The sequence below is a fragment of the Aeromonas fluvialis genome (assembly GCF_000819885.1).
GTDB lineage: Bacteria > Pseudomonadota > Gammaproteobacteria > Enterobacterales > Aeromonadaceae > Aeromonas > Aeromonas fluvialis.
Genome location: NZ_CDBO01000027.1, coordinates 93,668 through 111,112, shown reverse-complemented (window position 1 = coordinate 111,112; position 17,445 = coordinate 93,668). Strand labels below are relative to the sequence as shown.

Below are 17,445 nucleotides of genomic sequence, written 5' to 3'. Positions count from 1 at the left end.
AGACCGAAAAAACAGAAATTCCCACTACCTTTGTACCAGATCAGCGCATTGATAGTGACGAAAAGCAGATAAATAGTCGGTAATCTGTTCTTTTTTTGTTAATTCATGCGTTCCAGACTGATAAAGCGGTAATCGTCCTGAGTTTTCAGCCGAAAATAGCCATGCACACCATTGATGGCGACAAAGGGCCGTATTTTTTCTATGCCAAGTTCCAGGGTCAGCCCCTGTTCGCTGCGCACTACCAGCCGTCTGGCATGGCCCTGATACATCAGCATCACCTCGTCGCGGCTCAATGAGAGCCGAAAAGTAAACTGCTTCACGCTTGCTCCTGATCACACGACAAATCATACAATGGGGGCAGGGGCGTTAACGCCCCTGCCCCGTCTCGTCTTACTGCTGCAGTGCCTTGCTTACCTTCTCGAACAGATCCCGTGCCAGCCCATCAAGGTTGGCAAGACGGGTCAACTCGGCGCGGATAAGAGCCTTTCGCCCCTCATCCAGTCGTTTGAACTGGATAAGCGGAGTAATAAGGCGGGAGGCCACCTGCGGATTGACCTCGTTGAGCTCGATCAGCAGATCGGTCAGGAAGCGGTAACCGCTGCCATCCACCGCATGGAACTGCGCCTGATTGTTCATGGCAAAACTGCCGATCAACGCCCGCAGCCGGTTCGGGTTGCGAATGCTGAAGGTGGGGTGGCTCATCGCCTGTTGCACTTCGCCGAGCACATCGGCAGCCGGTTTGCTGCCAATCAGCCGCAGCCAGTTGTCCAGCACCAGTCCATCCTTGGCCCACTTCTCTTCGAAGTCGGCCAAAAGCTCGGAGCGACACGGCAGCAGATAACTGTTGGCCACCTGCAGCGCCGCCAGGGTGTCGGTCATGTTGTCGGCTGTTGCATACTGCTCGCGTACCAGCGCATCGGCATGTTCTGCATCCAGCGCCGCCAGATAGCCGAGCACCACCCCTTTAAGGGCTCGCTTGGCCATGTCGGCGTGCACCACCTGATAACCGCTCACATGCAGGCTCTGATAGGTCGCCGCCAATCGCGCGCCAAAGGCGGCGGCAAGACGGGTATGGATAGCATCACGCACCTGATGGATGGCATCGATATCGGCCACCTCGAACAACTCGGCCAGGGTTGCTTCACCCGGCAGTGCCAGGATTTCAGCCTTGAGGGCCGAGTCCAGCTCGCTATCGTCCAAAATGGCAACGAAGGCCGCCAGCAGGGTCCGGGAGAGCTCAACTCCCTGGCCGTGCTGCACCCGCGCCACCCCGTCGATGACCGCTTTGTTGATCAGCATCTGGGCCGCATCCCAGCGAGCAAACTCGTTGCGGGCAAAGCGCATCAGGAAGGCCAGTGCTTCATCGCTGTAGTCATAGTGCAGCTTGACCGGCGCGGAGAAGTCCCGCAGCAGGGAGGGAACTGGCTTGACCGGCACCTGATCGAATTCGAAAGTCTGCTCCGCTTCCAGCAAGTCGAGCACATGGCCGATGGCCTTGCCCTGATATTGCAGCGCAATGACGACACCTTGTTCGTCATAGAGCTCGATATCGAGCGGAATATGCAGCGGCAGCTTTTGCGGCTGATCCTGAGTCGGCGGGGTGTGCTGGCTCACGTGGAGGCGATAGATACCGCTGGCGGCATCGTACTCGTCGGTGACGGTCAGCTCCGGCGTGCCGGACTGGCTGTACCAGCGGCGAAAACGGCCAAGATCCACACCGGAAGCATCCTCCATCGCCTGCACAAAATCATCGCAAGTGGCGGCGGACCCATCGTGACGCGCGAAGTAGAGGCGCATACCGGCCTGGAAGGCATCTTCACCCAGCAGGGTGTGCATCATGCGGATCACTTCAGAGCCCTTCTCGTAGACGGTCAGGGTGTAGAAGTTATTCATCTCGATCACCACATCCGGGCGGATGGGGTGCGCCATGGGGCCAGCATCTTCGGCAAACTGCGGGCCGCGCACGGTACGCACATTGTTGATGCGGTTGACGCCACGGGAGCCCAGATCGGAGGAGAACTCCTGATCCCGGAATACCGTCAGTCCCTCTTTCAGGCTGAGCTGGAACCAGTCACGACAGGTGACGCGGTTGCCGGTCCAGTTGTGGAAATATTCGTGACCGATCACCCGCTCGATACCGTGGTAGTCGCTGTCGGTAGCGGTGGCCGGATTGGCCAGCACGAACTTGGAGTTGAAGATGTTGAGCCCCTTGTTCTCCATGGCGCCCATGTTGAAGAAGTCCACCGCAACGATCATATAAACGTCGAGATCATACTCGAGGCCGAAACGCTGCTCGTCCCAACGCATGGCGTTGATGAGGCTCTCCATGGCAAAACCGGCGCGATCCAGGTTGCCCTTGTCGACGAAGATCTCGAGGGCCACCTTGCGGCCGCTGGCGGTGGTGAAGTGGCTGCGCGCCACATCGAAATCACCGGCCACCAGTGCAAACAGATAGCTGGGCTTGGGGAACGGATCCTGCCACTGCACGAAATGACGGCCGCCGTCCAGCTCACCGCAGTCAACCTTGTTGCCGTTGGAGAGCAAGAAGGGAAATTGGGCCTTGTCGGCAGTAATGCGGGTGCTGTAGCGCGCCAGAATGTCGGGGCGGTCCAGATAATAGGTAATGCGACGGAACCCTTCCGCTTCACACTGGGTACAGTAGGCATCGCCAGACTTGTAAAGCCCTTCCAGCGCGGTGTTAGCGGCCGGATCCAGCAAAGTGACGATGGTCAGCACACATTCGGCCGGCAGGTTGAACAGGGTCAGACTGCTCTCGCCTTGCTCGTAGTGGTCACAGGGAATGCCATCGATGGCCACGCGCTTGAGGGTCAGTTGCTCACCATCGAGGACCAGGGGGGCATTGTGCTCGCCGTTGCGGCGAATACGGGTGATGGCGGTCACCTCGGTGAATGGCTCCTGCAACTGGAAATCGAGGTCAATGGTGTCGATCCAGTAGAGCGGCGCCTGATAATCCTGGCGGTATTTGGCCGTCATGGCCTGAGAGTGATCGGTCATTATTATCTGCTTCCACGCTTGTTAAAGGCGAGAAAGAGGCTGTCACAACCAACTGGCAGGGTCAAACACTTTGCATTCAGGCCGTTATGCCAGCAAAAGAAAGGGCGACTCGAGTCGCCCTTGTGCATTGTTTGTCACCTGATCAGCTGCGTTTGCTGGCCTTGACCAGGTCCGCCGTGATATTGGCCGCTTCGACGAGATACTCATCGGGCGCTTCAAAATCAGCAGGCAGATCATCCAGACTCTTCACCGTCGGCTTGCCAAGACGAACCAGACGCTCATTGGTGCGTTTGAGCGCTTTCTCATCCTGTTTTGCCTGTTCGGCAAGACGTTCCGCCTCGTTGAGGGAGACCGACTTCTTGTCTTTCTCCTCCTTGTAGTCGGCGATGTCCTGCATCACATAGGCAAATTCGGGATCCTTGGCGATCCGGGCATCGTGCGCCGCCTGCAACTTGGGCAGTACGCTGGCGAAGTTGCCGAGTTTCTCGTAGTTGGCGGAGGCAATCTTGTCCCACGGCAACGCATTGAACTCGCGGCTCTCGCCCGTCTCTTGTGGCGCAACCGGTGTCGGGAAGCTGATATCCGGCGCAACGCCCTTGTTCTGGGTACTGCCACCATCGATCCGGTAAAACTTGGCGATGGTGAACTGCACATGGCCCAGCGGCTGCTCGTAGAAGTCATAGACCTTGGCGAGGCTGCGATGCTGCTGCACCGTCCCCTTGCCGAACGAGTTTTCACCCAGGATCAGGGCACGGCCATAATCTTGCATGGCAGCAGCGAAGATCTCGGAGGCCGAGGCACTGTAGCGATCGATCATCACCGACATGGGGCCACCATAGTAGACATTGCCATCGTCATCGCCATTGACCGTGATACGGCCCATGTGATCACGAATTTGCACCACGGGACCGCTGGCAAAGAAGAGACCGCTGAGGGCCGACGCTTCGGTCAGGGCGCCACCGCCGTTACCGCGCAGATCGATGATCAGACCCTCGATCTTCTGCTTGTTCAGGCTGGAGAGCTCCTTGATCACGTCATCGTGCAGATTGACGTAGAAACTCGGGATCTCGATGACACCAATCTTCTTGCCTTCGGCGGTGATCACCTTGGACTTGGCGGCCCGGTCTTCCAGGCGTACCTTGTCGCGGGTCAGCTCGATCTGCTCGGTCTTGGCCGTTGCACCCTTGCCGCGCTGGATCTCCAGCTTCACTTTGCTCCCCTTGGGCCCCTTGATGAGCTCGACCACGTCATCAAGACGCCAGCCGATCACATCGACAACCTTGCCATCTTCCTGCCCTACCCCGGTGATCTTGTCATCGGGTTTGAGGTGGTTGGATTTGGCTGCCGGGCCACCGGGCACCAGCGAGCGGATGACGGTAAAGTCATCTTCTGCCTGCAACACGGCACCAATCCCCTCCAGCGAGAGGTTCATCTCGGTGTTGAAGCGATCGGCACTGCGCGGTGAGAGATAACTGGTGTGCGGTTCGATGGCGCGAGCGAAGGAGTTCATGAAGAGCTGGAAGACATCCTCGCTCTCGGTCTGGGACATCCGCTTGATGGCGTTGTTGTAACGCTTGCCAAGCAGCTCCTTGATCTCGGGCCACTCCTTGCCACTGAGCTTGAGGCTCAGGGCATCGAACTTGACCCGCTGACGCCACAGCTCGTTGAGCTCTGCTTCATCTTTGGGCCAAGCCGCCCCTTCCCGATCAAACACATAGTTGTCGGTCTGGGTAAAATCGAAGGGAGTGTCAAGCAATTTGAGGGCGTATTCGAACCGCTCATAACGCCGCTGCTGACTCAGGTTGAACATCTCGTAAGCGGGAGTCAGACGGCCTCTTTCGAGGTCGGTGTCAAAACCGTTACGGTACTTTTCAAAACGGCTGATATCAGAGGCCAAGAACAGGTTGCGGCTGTAGTCCAGATTCTCCAGATATTTATCGAACATCACGGAGGAAAAGGCATCGTCCAGCTTGAACTGTTTGTAGTGCGAGCGGGTAAACAGATTGGTAATTCGCTTGCTGGCCGTAGCATGTTGGCTCTCTTGAGCCAACACAGACAAATCACTCTCCTTGAGCACCGGCTCGATGGCCTGCGCAAGCCCGGCAAGCGCCAGGCTACAGGCTACGAGGGAAAAACGAATTACGCCATGCTTCAACATCTGTCTCCTTAGAGAACCAAGTGCTCTGATTTGACACGCACCATCATGCCGGTCTGCAGTTGGACCTGTACATCGTCCTTGGTCACTTCCTTGATGGTTGCCGGAACAGGGAATTTACCCATAACGACGCGCACATCCTGGCCGACTTTCAGGGTAGCGGCATCCACTTTAACCAGTGGCGCTTCGGCAGCAGGGGCCTTGGCGACAGCCTTCGGTTTGGCTGGGACATCAGCCTTCTCGGTTTTGCGCACGGCAGGACGACGGGGCTTCTTGGCCTTCTCATCCTTCTCTTTGGTATTGGTTCGACGGCTGGCGAATACGCGCTCTTTGCTCTCTTTGAGGGCTTGCTTGGCGTGCTCGATGTGCTCTTCGGTCAGCAATTCGCCCGGGTTGCCATCCAGATCAACGCGAGCCTGGCCAGCTTTGAGACCGTGCAGATAGCGCCAGCTGGAGGTGTATTGACGCAGTGCGGAACGCAGCATGGTCTTGGAGACTCTGGCATCGTCAGCAAGACGCTCGGCCAAATCCTGGAAGATGCCAATCTTGAGCGGCTTGGCCTCTCCTTCAGCAACGAAGCAGGCCGGGAATTTCTCGACCAGGTAGGCAACGATCTCTTTACTGTTCTTCAGCTTCTCAGTGTTTTCCATGTATAACCTTGGCTTTCATAAAAACGCACGGGCACGTCCCGAGCACAACAAAGGCCCCATTATAGAGAGCTTGGGGCCTTTTGCGAACCATCTAGCAATGACTTAGAGCATGCTTTCCAAAATTTGCACTGTTTCTTCAAGACCAATCCGGTCTTGCTGGTCGAAACGGTTAAAAACTGGACTGTCGATATCGAGTACCCCGATGATCTCGCCACCACGGCGCACCGGGATCACGATTTCCGAGTTGCTCGCGCCATCGCAGGCGATGTGACCTTCGAACTGGTGGACATCATCAATGAGCTGGATGCGCCCCTCTGCCACTGCCGTCCCACACACTCCTCGGCCGACCGGGATCCGCACACAGGCCGGTTTACCCTGAAACGGCCCCAATACCAGGGTCTCGCCCTGCAGCAGATAAAAACCGACCCAGTTGATCTCCGTCAGCTCCTGATTAAGCAGCGCGGAAAGGTTGGCCAGATTGGCAATTAGATCGCTCTCCCCCTCCAGCAGCGCCTTGGCCTGCTGGTTGAGGGTGCGATAAAACGGTTGTTTTTCAATCATGATTAAATGAACTTCACTCCCTGATGGTTTGGGGAAGGTAACGCCTGGCCGGGAAATTTCAAATATTTTTTCCACTCCCCACCTCTTGCGCCGTTATTCCCGGGCAACGGAAAGCGCCAATTGCTGGCGTTGACCATTACTCCACTCGATATTTAACAGCCAGACCATGACGGGTGACGTGCAGCTCCCCACCTGGGTCACCCCCTGCCATTGCCCATCTATTTGTTCAAAGCTCACCGGAATGGTGCCCATAAACATATCTTTGCCTTCGAGTGTCGCTTTCACCGGCTTGCTGGCCGGATCGCCCCCAGTAATAACAATTGCAAAGTCATGTTCGGCGCGCAGCGGTAATTCCTTGATGGCGACCGTCAGCGGCTTGTCGCCCACCCGCACACTGCAGCTGGTGTGGGAAAGATCACAAATCTGATCTTTTGTCTGGCCAGCGGGCACGCCGTTATCGGCTGAAAACCAGGTGCGGTAGGCAATCAGCGCCAATAACAGCGCCAATACCAGTGCGAGGTGCACAACTTTACGTGCGGTAAGTCTCTCTTTCATCCAAAACAGTCCGATTAAGATGCAATTAAAATAGTTTTTTGTGATCTCGAACAAGGTAAAACACTGCCATAACGAGACCGGACGGAGCCAAATATATCACTGTTTATACTGTTATTTTACCTGTCAGTTCAGTATCATCCCCATGCAGTTTTCATTTAGCCATCTTTTGCTTTTCCTTTCGTTAACATATGTTAACAACTGGTTGGCGGTGGCTGATGAAGCCAGTCCGGTTCGCCGGATACAAAACCAAACAACAGCAGCATCGGAAGCGGAATATAACGATGAGCCATACAACTAACCATCCTGAGTACAACTACACCGTTGTTCGCCAGTTTACCGTCATGACGATTGTCTGGGGAATTGTCGGCATGTCGGTTGGCGTACTGATCGCAGCCCAGCTGATCTGGCCTGCCCTCAACTTCGAGACTCCGTGGCTGACTTACAGTCGTCTGCGGCCCCTTCATACCAACGCAGTGATCTTCGCCTTCGGCGTCAGTGCACTGATGGCCACCTCGTTTTACGTGGTGCAGCGCACCTGTCAAACCAGACTGTTTGGTGGCCCGCTGGCGACCTTCGTCTTCTGGGGTTGGCAAGCCATCATCCTCTCTGCCGCCATTTCTCTGCCGATGGGTTACACCTCTGCCAAAGAGTATGCCGAGCTGGAGTGGCCGATTGATATCGCCATCACAGTGGTATGGGTCGCCTATGCCATCGTCTTCTTCGGCACCCTGATGAAGCGCACCACCTCCCACATCTATGTGGCGAACTGGTTCTTCGGTGCCTTCATTATCACGGTCGCCGTGCTGCACATCGTCAATAACATGGAAGTGCCACTCTCCGGCATGAAGTCCTACTCCATGTACTCCGGTGCCATGGACGCCATGGTGCAGTGGTGGTATGGCCACAACGCGGTGGGCTTCCTGCTTACCGCCGGCTTCCTGGGGATGATGTACTACTTCGTGCCCAAGCAGGCTGGTCGTCCGGTTTACTCCTATCGCCTCTCCATCGTGCACTTCTGGGCGCTGATCTCCCTCTATATCTGGGCCGGTCCGCACCACCTGCACTACACCGCACTGCCTGACTGGGCTCAGTCGCTGGGCATGGTGATGTCCCTGATCCTCTTCGTGCCCTCCTGGGGCGGTATGATCAACGGCATCATGACCCTCTCCGGCGCCTGGCACAAACTGCGTTATGACCCCATCCTGCGCTTCCTGATCGTCTCCCTCTCTTTCTATGGCATGTCGACCTTCGAAGGCCCCATGATGGCGATCAAAACCGTCAACGCCCTCTCCCACTACACCGACTGGACCGTCGGTCACGTGCACTCCGGTGCGCTGGGCTGGGTTGCCATGGTCTCTATCGGTGCGATCTATCACCTGATCCCGAACCTGTTCGGCCAGGGCCGGATGTACAGCGTCAAGCTCATCAACGTCCACTTCTGGCTGGCGACCGTGGGCACAGTACTCTACATCGTGGCCATGTGGATTTCCGGCGTGATGCAGGGTCTGATGTGGCGTGCAGTCAACGATGACGGCACCCTCACCTACAGCTTCGTGGAAGCCCTGCAGGCCTCCTATCCCTTCTATTTCGTGCGCTTCCTGGGTGGCTGCTTCTTTGTCACCGGCATGCTGCTGATGGCTTACAACGCCTATCGCACCATCACTGCGCCCAAAGGTTCCCTGGAACCTGTCGCCCAGCCCGCATGATTGAAGAGGTCAACCCATGAGCAACAATAACCGTCACGAGATATTTGAAAAAAGCGTTCCCATGCTGGTGGTCGGCATCATCTTCGCCATCAGCCTAGGGGGCCTGGTTGAAATCACCCCACTGTTCTTCCAAAAGCAGACCACCGAACCGGTGGAGGGCCTCAAGCCCTACACCGCTCTGCAGATGGAAGGGCGTGACATTTTCATTCGCGAAGGCTGCACCAACTGCCACAGCCAGATGATCCGTCCGTTCCGTGCCGAGACCGAGCGTTACGGTCACTACTCGGTCGCCGGTGAGAGCGTCTGGGAGCACCCCTTCCTGTGGGGCTCCAAGCGTACTGGTCCGGATCTGGCCCGAGTCGGCGGTCGTTACTCCGATGCCTGGCACCACGCCCACCTGATGAATCCGCGTGATGTGGTACCCGAGTCCAACATGCCAGCCTACCCCTGGCTTGATACCAATGTGTTGACCGGCGAGCTGACCGGCAAGAAGTTGGCGCTGTTCCGCGATAACTTTGGGGTACCCTACAGCGATGCAGACATCCAGGGCGCGGCAGAGGCAGTCAAAGGCAAGACCGAGATGGAAGCCCTCATCGCCTATCTCCAATCACTGGGCCACGCCCTGAAATAAGGAGCAGAAGATGGATTACGGCACTTTTCGCGGTCTGTATACCCTGCTGTTGATGGCCATCATGATCGGCATCATTGTCTGGGCCTACAGCAAGCGCCGCAAAACCTCTTTCGACGAAGCGGCCAATCTGGTGTTTGCCGATGATGAGCAAGCCGGTGCTGATAAAAAGAACGCAGGAGCGAAACAATAATGAGCACTCTGTTTAGTATTTTCGTAACCGTCATCACCCTAGGGACCATACTCGGCTGCTTCCTGCTGCTGATGTGGTGCCGCAAGGACAAGATGGGTGTTGAAGAAGGCAAGCCGATGGGCCACGCCTTCGACGGCATCGAGGAGATCAACAACCCGTTGCCGAAGTGGTGGACCTACATGTTCCTCTTCTTCATTGTCACCGGTCTGGTCTATCTGGTCGCCTTCCCGGGTCTTGGCAACTTCAAAGGCTTGCTGGGGTGGCAGAGTTCCAACCAGGATGTCCGTTCGCTGGCAGAATCCCGCGCCGCGACCGAATCGGCCAAGGCCGAGGGTCGTGCGGTGGAGTATGACCGCGAGGTGGCCAAGGCTGACGAGATCTATGGCGCCAAGTTCCGCGAACTGACCTATCAGGCGGATGGCAAGACCTACAAAGAGATCACCGAGATCGCCAAGGATCCGGAAGCACTCAAAGTGGGTCAGCGCCTGTTCCTGCAAAACTGTGCTCAATGCCATGGCTCCGATGCCCGCGGTGGTCGCGGTTTCCCCAACCTGACCGACAGCGAATGGCAATGGGGTGGCCAGCCGGATCAAATCAAAACCACCATCATGGGCGGTCGTCAGGGGATCATGGCGGCCTGGGGTGAAATCCTCGGCAAAGAGGGGGTACAAGAAGTGGCTTCCTACGTGCTGAGCCTCTCCGGTCGCAAGGTGGATCTGGTCGAAGCCAAGAAGGGTGAGGCGCGCTTTGCCGTCTGTGCCGCCTGCCATGGTGCCGATGCCAAGGGCAGCATCGCCGTTGGTGCGCCAGACCTGACCAACAGCATCTGGCTCTACGGTGGCTCCCGCGAAGTGGTGGTTCAGACCATCACCCACGGTCGTCACGGTGTGATGCCGGCCTGGAAAGATATTCTGGGTGAGGACAAGGTGCACCTGCTCGCCTCCTATGTTTACAGCCTGTCCCATCAGCCGGCTAAATAAAGGTTGGTTATATAAGTCGTATCATGTGATAAACACGTGATTACACAGCAAAAAGCCTCGACTCCTCGAGGCTTTTTGTTATCTTGTGTTGCGTAAAAGCCACCTTTCACGTTAATCGTTCGTTTCACGGTAGTAGCATTATGACCCAACCTTGGTACCGCCAATTCTGGCCCTGGTTTATCATCGCCCTCCCCACTGCCGCCGTTGTTGGCAGCATCGCCACCGCCATCATTGCCAGCAAGGATGGGGTCAATTTGGTGGCCGAGGACTATTACAAACAAGGGAAAGAGATCAATCAGGACTTAAGCAAGTTTGATCGATCCGAAGCCCTCAATATTCGCTTTTCGCTGGAAATGGTTGGCAACGAGCTGACCCTCAAACCCATCAGCGGAGATATTCCCGCCGGGCAAGCCCTCTATCTCTCCCTGTTTCACCCAACCCTGGCCGGTCAGGACAGCGAACACATGATCACCGCCGACGCGAGTGGTACCTATCGTTTCCATTTCGACAAACCGCGTACCGGCAAGTGGCACATTCGGGTCGATGCCTTTGATCACCAGTGGCGATTGCAAGAGACCGTCCAGCTGCCCACCCAGGCCCCTGTCGAACTCGACCCGAAAGGACGCTAGGTCATGACCCGCTGTTCTCACTGTGGCGAGCCTGTTCTCGCCATTCCCCCTGTAACATGCATCCTGCATTCAGGGGGCTATCAACCATGACACCTTGCTTCCACTGTGGCGAACCGGCCCCCCCCAGTAGTGACTATTATCTCGAGATCAAAGGAGTAGTTCGCCCCATGTGCTGCCCGGGCTGCAAGGCGGTAGCCGAGACCATCATGGAATGCGGTCTTGCCAGTTACTACGATCACCGAACCACCCCGGGCACCAAAGGGGATCTGGTGCCCGAGGAGCTGGCCGCCCTCACCCACTACGATCTGGCAGAAGTGCAGCAGGAGTTTGTTACCGACAGCGGCAATGTGCGCGAGATACAACTTACCGTCGAGGGGCTCACTTGTGCAGCCTGTGCCTGGCTGATCGAACGTCACCTGATGACCCTGGGTGGTCTGCGCTATATCAACGTCAACACCACGACTCATCGCGCCCGCATCAAGTGGGACCCGGCCCAGCTCTCGTTAAGCGACATCCTCAAGGGTTTTGCCAAAATAGGCTATCGCGCCTACCCATTTCAGGTTCATCAACAGGAGGCGCTGTACGCCAAAGAGGTGCGCAGCTACATGTTCCGGCTGGCCTTGGCGGGCCTCGGTTCCATGCAGGTGATGATGTGTGCCGTGGCACTCTACATGGACCTCTTCATCAGCGTTGAAGAGGAGTTCATGGTCTATTTCAAATGGATAAGCCTGCTGCTCTCCACCCCCATCATGATCTACTCGGCCCAGCCGTTTTATGTGGGCGCCTGGCACAGCCTGAAGCAGGGCCATCTGTCGATGGATGTATCGGTCTCACTGGCACTGATCGGTGCCTTTATCGCCTCCATGTGGGCCACTGTGTTCAATACCGGTGAGGTCTATTATGACTCCATAACCATGTTCGTCTTCTTCCTACTGCTTGGGCGTTTTCTCGAGCTCAGGGCCAGACGCAAGGCGTCGGAGTCGAGCTCCAATCTGGCGCGACTGGTGCCCATCATGGCGACCCGCATCGATGATGAAGGGGAACATGAGGTCGCGGCCAAAACCTTGCAGGTCGGCGATCGGGTACGGGTGTTGGCGGGCTCCACCTTGCCGGCGGATGGCTTCATTGTTGAAGGGCAAGCCAGCCTCAACGAATCCATGCTGACCGGCGAACAGTTGCCCCTGCTCAAACAGCTCGGTGATCCGGTCTATGCCGGCACCATCAATACGGATGCCCCACTGCAGATCCGGGTCAGCCACCGCATCGAAGCATCACGGATCGCCCAGATCATGCGGCTGCAGGATCATGCTCTCGACGACAAACCAGCTATCGCCCAGATGGCGGATCAACTGTCGCGCCACTTTATTCTGGTGCTACTGCTCATTGCCGCCGCAGTCTGGACCTTCTGGCACTTCCATCAACCGGATCAGGCATTCTGGGTGACCCTCGCCGTGCTGGTCGCCACCTGCCCCTGTGCGCTTTCGCTGGCCACCCCGACGGCGCTGACCTCGGCCACCGCCAATTTGACGCGCAAAGGGATATTGCTGCGCCGGGGACATGTGCTGGATATTCTGACCAAGGCCAATCGCATCGTGATGGACAAGACCGGCACCCTGACCACAGGGGAGATCAGCCTGACCGGCATCACTACCTTGGCAGAGGTTGACGAGGCACACTGCCTCGCCATCGCCCGGGCGCTGGAGGGGCAATCCGAACACCCTATCGCCCGCGCCTTCCGACTGCCCGCCGACAGCATCACCGTGCTGCCATCCGCCCGCGAAATCACCCCGGTCATCGGTCACGGCATCACAGCCTTGGTGGATGGCGTACGCTACCGCATCGGCAGTGCCCGCTGGCTTGGGCTGGACCCGGCGCAAGAGAACGGCTCTGGTCTGGCTATCTATCTGGCTGACGAGCAGCAGGTACTTGCCCGTTTCAATCTGCAAGATACCCTGCGTCCCGATGCCAGGACGCTGATCGCTGCATTCAAGGCGGCCGGTTTGCATACCACAGTCCTCACGGGCGACAGCTCTCTACAGGCCAATGAAATTGCCCGCGAGCTGGGTGTGGACGAGCTGGTGAAGGGGGTCTCACCCGATGGTAAGCTGGCCTATCTCAAGGCTCGGGAAACCAAAGGGGATATCAGCATCATGGTGGGGGATGGTATCAACGACGCCCCTGTGCTGGCCGGGGCTCACGCCTCCTTCGCCATGGCCGGTGGCACCGATCTGGCGAAAAACAGCGCCGATGCCATCCTGCTGGCCGATGACTTGAGCCGACTGCTGGATGCCAGAGCTCTGGCCCTGCGCACCCGCAAGATCATCATCGAGAACTTTGCCTGGTCCATTGGCTATAACCTGCTGGTATTACCGCTGGCCGCCAGTGGCTGGCTCCCCCCCTATCTGGCAGCGGCAGGCATGTCCCTCAGTTCACTGATCGTGGTGACCAACTCCATGCGGCTCAATCGATGACGATCGTGACGGAAAATAGCTGAAACGGTGGCCTGCCTCCGATGCAGGCCACATTTCTAACTGATAGCGGCTGGCCTCCTGCCCGAACAGGTTTACCATAGGGGACGCTTGCCAGGGATGAATGCCAAGGTATCTTTTCATGAACATAATTTTTGTCCTGATCCCCATCGCCATCCTGTTTGTGATCATCGCCGGGGTCGTCTTCTTCTGGGCCATTCGCTCCGAGCAGTTTGAAGATCTCGACCGGCAGGGGTCCAATATCCTGTTCGATGAGGATGATCCCCAACAAAAAGCCGTGACCCCCTCCTCTCATGACTCACAATCTTGATCTGCTGGGCGCCCTGCTGGTAGGGCTGGCGGGATCGGCCCACTGTATCGGTATGTGCGGTGGTGTCTCCGCCGCGCTCTCCATGGCAATCCCCGCCAACAAACAGCACTTGTGGGGGCGACTCGCTTATCTGCTCAACTACAACGTCGGCCGGATCCTGAGCTATGTCATGGCTGGCGCCTTGGCAGGGGGACTGCTGGCGAGCACCAGCGAACTGGGCGCCGGCAAACACGCCATCGCCGGATTGCGCCTCGTGGCGGCGCTGCTAATGATTGCCCTTGGCCTCTATCTGGCTGGCTGGTGGCAAGGGGTCTTGCTGCTGGAGCGGCTCGGCGCAAGAGTATGGCCCCATATCAAACCGCTGGCGGGCAAATTTCTTCCCTTTACCTCACCACTGCAGGCGCTGCCCTTTGGCATGGTGTGGGGCTGGCTGCCCTGCGGGCTGGTCTACTCAATGCTGACCTGGAGCGCGTCAGCGGGGTCGGCCAGTGGCGGCGCGCTGATCATGCTCTTTTTTGGCCTCGGCACCCTGCCCACCTTGTTCGCCTTGGGAGGGCTTGCCGATCGCCTCAGATACTGGCTAACCCTGCGCAGTTTGCGCCTTGGCGGTGCCCTGCTGCTCATTTTGTTCGGGGGTCATACGCTGTGGATCGGCATTGCCTCCTTTTGAAACCCTATCCAAAAGGGATGAGTTGATGGTAAACTTGTTTGATATAAATCAATTATTCGTATGAGCCTATGATCCCGGAAAAGAAACCTGGCAGACGTATCCAGAGCGGTGGCTGTGCAATTCATTGCCAGGATTGCAGCATCAGTCAGCTCTGCATCCCCTTCACCCTGAACGATATCGAGCTTGACCAGCTCGACAGTATCATCGAGCGCAAGAAACCGATCCAGAAGGGTGAAGAGCTGTTCAAGGCTGGCGACGAGTTCAAATCGCTCTATGCCATTCGTTCCGGGACCATCAAGTCTTACACCATCACCGAACAAGGGGACGAGCAGATCACCGCGTTCCACCTCGCCGGTGATCTGGTTGGTTTCGATGCCATCCACAAGCAGTCGCACCCCTCCTTCGCCCAGGCGCTGGAAACTGCCATGGTGTGCGAGATCCCGTTTGAAGTGCTCGACGAGCTCTCCGGCAAAATGCCCAAGCTGCGCCAGCAGATCATGCGTTTGATGAGTAACGAAATCATGGGCGATCAGGAGATGATCCTGCTGCTCTCCAAGAAGAATGCCGAAGAGCGCCTCGCCGCCTTCCTGCACAATCTGTCGGTACGCTTCTCGGAGCGCGGCTTCTCCGCCAAAGAGTTCCGTTTGGCTATGACTCGTGGCGATATCGGCAACTATCTGGGCCTCACTGTCGAGACCATCAGTCGTCTGCTTGGTCGCTTCCAGAAGTCCGGTCTCATCAGTGTCAAAGGCAAGTACATTACCGTGCTGGATCAGGTGGCACTTGGCATGATGGCTGGTGCAACCCGTCCTGCTTGCGGCTGATTTTCCCTCTTCACTCCTGATGAGCGGCCGGATCCTTTCCTCTGGAATGTGATCCGGTCCCTTCCCGCTCTCCCTCCTCCTGCGCTAAGCTGTATGAGCCAAGGCTCTATCATCATTGGACTTTTCCAAGGAGGAGAAGATGGTCAAATATCAGAACATTCTGGTGGTTATCAATCCGGAAGAGGAGCGTCAGATCGCCCTCGAGCGGGCAGTCAAAATCGCCGAGCTGGACACCAATGCCCATCTGACCCTGCTGCTCACCATCTATGACTTCTCGTATGAAATGACCGCCATGTTGTCGGTGGATGAACGGGAAGAGATGCGCCACGGCGTGATTGCGCAGCGTCAGGAGTGGCTGGATGAGCTGCTCACCCCCTACCGGGCACAAGGGATCGCCTGCGAGGTGAAGGTGGTCTGGCACAATCGCCCGTTCGAGTGCGTGATCCAGGAGGTGCTGGAGCAGCGCCATGATCTGGTGGTCAAGGCGACCCACCATCACAGCTTCCTGCAAACCTTCATCTTTACCCCCACTGACTGGCACCTGCTGCGCAAATGCCCCTGCCCGGTACTGCTGGTCAAGGAGGGGCACTGGAAGCGGGGCGGCAATATTATCGCGGCCATCAACTGCTCCAGTGACGATCCGGATCAAAAAACGCTCAACGAGCGGATCACCCAGGAGGGGAGCGATATTGCCGAGCTGCTGGGTGCCAACCTCTATCTGGTCAACACCTACCCGGGCACCCCGGTCAATGTCGCCATTGAGCTGCCGGAGTTTGACCCCAACGCCTATAACGAAGCGATCCGCAAACATCACGAAAGCCTGCTGCTCAGCCATGCCGACAAATTCGGGATTGGTCATCTCTGGACCCGGGTGGCTGAAGGGCTGCCGGAAGAGGTGCTGCCGGACATGGCCGAAGAGCTCGATGCCAATCTGATGATCATGGGCTGTGTCGGCAGGACCGGTCTCTCGGCCGCCCTGCTCGGCAATACTGCCGAACATGTGATTGACCGGCTATCCTGCGACCTCCTGATCCTCAAACCAGCAGATTACAGTTGCCCTATCGAGAGTCGACGAGCGCAATCATAATCGCCTTTTGACTCGGCACCTTGCCCTCCCCCGGGACATGGCTATAATAACGCGCTTATTTGTGTCCCGGGTTTTACGAGCATGCTAGAAGAGCTGAACGCCAAAGAAAAATACAGTTTCAATAAACTGCACAAGCGCCTGCGGCGCAATGTGGGTCAGGCCATTGCCGACTTCAACATGATTGAAGAGGGTGACAAGGTCATGGTCTGCCTCTCCGGCGGCAAGGACAGCTTCGGTATGCTCGACATACTGATGAGCCTCAAAGCCAGCGCCCCCGTCCATTTCGATCTGGTTGCCGTTAACCTGGATCAGAAACAGCCCGGCTTCCCCGAGCATGTGCTGCCCGAGTATCTGGACTCCCTCGGCATCGAGTACAAGATTGTCGAAGAGGACACCTACTCCATCGTCAAGGAGAAGGTGCCGGAAGGCAAAACCACCTGCTCTCTCTGCTCACGGCTTCGCCGCGGTATTCTCTACCGTACCGCCCAGGAGCTGGGTTGCACCAAGATAGCCCTTGGTCACCACCGCGATGACATCCTGGAGACCCTTTTCCTCAACATGTTCTACGGTGGCAAGCTCAAGTCCATGCCGCCCAAGCTGGTGAGCGATGATGGCAAGAACGTGGTGATCCGCCCGCTGGCCTACTGCAAAGAGAAAGATCTGGTGCGCTACGCCGACGTCAAAGCCTTCCCCATCATTCCGTGTAACCTGTGTGGCTCGCAGGAAAACCTGCAGCGTCAGGCTATCAAGCAGATGATGCAGGATTGGGATCGTCGCTTCCCCGGCCGTATCGAGACCATGTTTACCGCCATTCAGGACGTGATCCCGAGCCACCTGCTCGACCACAAGCTGTTTGACTTCAAGAGCATCAACCGCGACTCCGGCATCATAGATGGCGGCGACAAGGCGTTTGATCTACCCGAGATGCCAAAGGTGCCGCTACTGGCGATCGACGAGATGGAAATGCTGGATGTGATTGAAGTGCGCTAAGCC

At 57.1% G+C, this 17,445-nt stretch carries 17 protein-coding genes; 11 read left to right on the top strand and 6 right to left on the bottom strand.

What is annotated here, in order from left to right; genetic code table 11:
- Positions 1-98: 98 nt before the first annotated feature.
- The 6 genes from BN1125_RS06490 to BN1125_RS06465 all read right to left on the bottom strand — a co-directional run bounded on the left by BN1125_RS06490 (position 99) and on the right by BN1125_RS06465 (position 6,936).
- The gene (locus BN1125_RS06490; protein WP_042011323.1) at positions 99-320 is read right to left on the bottom strand and encodes a DUF2835 domain-containing protein; all 222 of its coding nucleotides are present in this window, start codon (positions 318-320) and stop codon (positions 99-101) included.
- A 70-nt stretch (positions 321-390) separates the two neighbouring features.
- Positions 391-3,015 carry an aminopeptidase N gene (gene pepN / locus BN1125_RS06485; RefSeq protein WP_042011322.1) on the bottom strand — a complete coding sequence of 875 codons (2,625 nt, stop codon included), beginning with the start codon at positions 3,013-3,015 and terminating at the stop codon, positions 391-393.
- Positions 3,016-3,157: 142 nt separating this feature from the next.
- A complete protein-coding gene (prc, locus tag BN1125_RS06480) occupies positions 3,158-5,173 on the bottom strand; it encodes a carboxy terminal-processing peptidase (RefSeq protein WP_042011321.1) in 2,016 nt (671 codons plus the stop codon).
- Between the two features lie 8 nt (positions 5,174-5,181).
- A complete protein-coding gene (proQ, locus tag BN1125_RS06475; RefSeq protein ID WP_042011320.1) occupies positions 5,182-5,820 on the bottom strand; it encodes an RNA chaperone ProQ in 639 nt (212 codons plus the stop codon).
- A gap of 102 nt (positions 5,821-5,922) precedes the next feature.
- Complete coding sequence (locus BN1125_RS06470) at positions 5,923-6,381, bottom strand: GAF domain-containing protein (RefSeq protein ID WP_042011319.1); 459 nt, start codon at positions 6,379-6,381, stop codon at positions 5,923-5,925.
- A 93-nt stretch (positions 6,382-6,474) separates the two neighbouring features.
- On the bottom strand, positions 6,475-6,936 hold the full coding sequence (locus tag BN1125_RS06465; protein ID WP_042011318.1) for a hypothetical protein: 462 nt from the start codon (positions 6,934-6,936) through the stop codon (positions 6,475-6,477).
- A gap of 281 nt (positions 6,937-7,217) precedes the next feature.
- Between BN1125_RS06465 and ccoN the strand changes: the two genes are divergently transcribed.
- From ccoN to ttcA, 11 genes are all read left to right on the top strand, one after another.
- Positions 7,218-8,642, top strand: coding sequence for a cytochrome-c oxidase, cbb3-type subunit I (gene ccoN, locus BN1125_RS06460; RefSeq protein ID WP_042011317.1), 1,425 nt, complete (start codon positions 7,218-7,220; stop codon positions 8,640-8,642).
- A 16-nt stretch (positions 8,643-8,658) separates the two neighbouring features.
- Entirely contained in the window at positions 8,659-9,273 is a 615-nt protein-coding gene (gene ccoO / locus BN1125_RS06455; RefSeq protein ID WP_042011316.1) for a cytochrome-c oxidase, cbb3-type subunit II, read from the top strand.
- Between the two features lie 10 nt (positions 9,274-9,283).
- Positions 9,284-9,463 carry a CcoQ/FixQ family Cbb3-type cytochrome c oxidase assembly chaperone gene (locus BN1125_RS06450; RefSeq protein WP_042011315.1) on the top strand — a complete coding sequence of 60 codons (180 nt, stop codon included), beginning with the start codon at positions 9,284-9,286 and terminating at the stop codon, positions 9,461-9,463.
- A complete protein-coding gene (ccoP, locus tag BN1125_RS06445) occupies positions 9,463-10,443 on the top strand; it encodes a cytochrome-c oxidase, cbb3-type subunit III (RefSeq protein WP_042011314.1) in 981 nt (326 codons plus the stop codon). Before BN1125_RS06450 ends, ccoP begins: the two co-directional genes overlap by 1 nt.
- Before the next feature lie 140 nt (positions 10,444-10,583).
- Positions 10,584-11,072 carry a FixH family protein gene (locus BN1125_RS06440; protein WP_042011313.1) on the top strand — a complete coding sequence of 163 codons (489 nt, stop codon included), beginning with the start codon at positions 10,584-10,586 and terminating at the stop codon, positions 11,070-11,072.
- An 86-nt stretch (positions 11,073-11,158) separates the two neighbouring features.
- Positions 11,159-13,543 carry a heavy metal translocating P-type ATPase gene (locus BN1125_RS06435; RefSeq protein ID WP_042011312.1) on the top strand — a complete coding sequence of 795 codons (2,385 nt, stop codon included), beginning with the start codon at positions 11,159-11,161 and terminating at the stop codon, positions 13,541-13,543.
- 139 nt (positions 13,544-13,682) lie between these two features.
- Entirely contained in the window at positions 13,683-13,871 is a 189-nt protein-coding gene (gene ccoS / locus BN1125_RS06430; protein ID WP_042011311.1) for a cbb3-type cytochrome oxidase assembly protein CcoS, read from the top strand.
- Positions 13,855-14,541: a sulfite exporter TauE/SafE family protein gene (locus BN1125_RS06425; RefSeq protein ID WP_042011310.1), complete on the top strand. Its 687-nt coding sequence runs from the start codon at positions 13,855-13,857 to the stop codon at positions 14,539-14,541. The genes ccoS and BN1125_RS06425 overlap by 17 nt, the downstream gene beginning before the upstream one ends.
- 68 nt (positions 14,542-14,609) lie before the next feature.
- Entirely contained in the window at positions 14,610-15,365 is a 756-nt protein-coding gene (locus tag BN1125_RS06420) for an FNR family transcription factor (protein WP_042011309.1), read from the top strand.
- A 139-nt stretch (positions 15,366-15,504) separates the two neighbouring features.
- A complete protein-coding gene (gene uspE, locus BN1125_RS06415) occupies positions 15,505-16,452 on the top strand; it encodes a universal stress protein UspE (RefSeq protein WP_042011308.1) in 948 nt (315 codons plus the stop codon).
- A gap of 81 nt (positions 16,453-16,533) precedes the next feature.
- On the top strand, positions 16,534-17,442 hold the full coding sequence (ttcA, locus tag BN1125_RS06410; protein ID WP_042011307.1) for a tRNA 2-thiocytidine(32) synthetase TtcA: 909 nt from the start codon (positions 16,534-16,536) through the stop codon (positions 17,440-17,442).
- The last annotated feature ends 3 nt before the right edge of the window (positions 17,443-17,445 follow it).

Coding starts and splice junctions, on each gene's coding strand:
- BN1125_RS06425 (WP_042011310.1), top strand. CDS start 13,855: ATGACTCACAATCTTGATCTGCTGGGCGCCCTGCTGGTAGGGCTGGCG.
- ccoO (WP_042011316.1), top strand. CDS start 8,659: ATGAGCAACAATAACCGTCACGAGATATTTGAAAAAAGCGTTCCCATG.
- prc (WP_042011321.1), bottom strand. CDS start 5,173: ATGTTGAAGCATGGCGTAATTCGTTTTTCCCTCGTAGCCTGTAGCCTG.
- ccoS (WP_042011311.1), top strand. CDS start 13,683: ATGAACATAATTTTTGTCCTGATCCCCATCGCCATCCTGTTTGTGATC.
- proQ (WP_042011320.1), bottom strand. CDS start 5,820: ATGGAAAACACTGAGAAGCTGAAGAACAGTAAAGAGATCGTTGCCTAC.
- BN1125_RS06450 (WP_042011315.1), top strand. CDS start 9,284: ATGGATTACGGCACTTTTCGCGGTCTGTATACCCTGCTGTTGATGGCC.
- pepN (WP_042011322.1), bottom strand. CDS start 3,015: ATGACCGATCACTCTCAGGCCATGACGGCCAAATACCGCCAGGATTAT.
- uspE (WP_042011308.1), top strand. CDS start 15,505: ATGGTCAAATATCAGAACATTCTGGTGGTTATCAATCCGGAAGAGGAG.
- BN1125_RS06465 (WP_042011318.1), bottom strand. CDS start 6,936: ATGAAAGAGAGACTTACCGCACGTAAAGTTGTGCACCTCGCACTGGTA.
- BN1125_RS06435 (WP_042011312.1), top strand. CDS start 11,159: ATGACACCTTGCTTCCACTGTGGCGAACCGGCCCCCCCCAGTAGTGAC.
- ccoP (WP_042011314.1), top strand. CDS start 9,463: ATGAGCACTCTGTTTAGTATTTTCGTAACCGTCATCACCCTAGGGACC.
- BN1125_RS06440 (WP_042011313.1), top strand. CDS start 10,584: ATGACCCAACCTTGGTACCGCCAATTCTGGCCCTGGTTTATCATCGCC.
- ccoN (WP_042011317.1), top strand. CDS start 7,218: ATGAGCCATACAACTAACCATCCTGAGTACAACTACACCGTTGTTCGC.
- BN1125_RS06470 (WP_042011319.1), bottom strand. CDS start 6,381: ATGATTGAAAAACAACCGTTTTATCGCACCCTCAACCAGCAGGCCAAG.
- ttcA (WP_042011307.1), top strand. CDS start 16,534: ATGCTAGAAGAGCTGAACGCCAAAGAAAAATACAGTTTCAATAAACTG.
- BN1125_RS06420 (WP_042011309.1), top strand. CDS start 14,610: ATGATCCCGGAAAAGAAACCTGGCAGACGTATCCAGAGCGGTGGCTGT.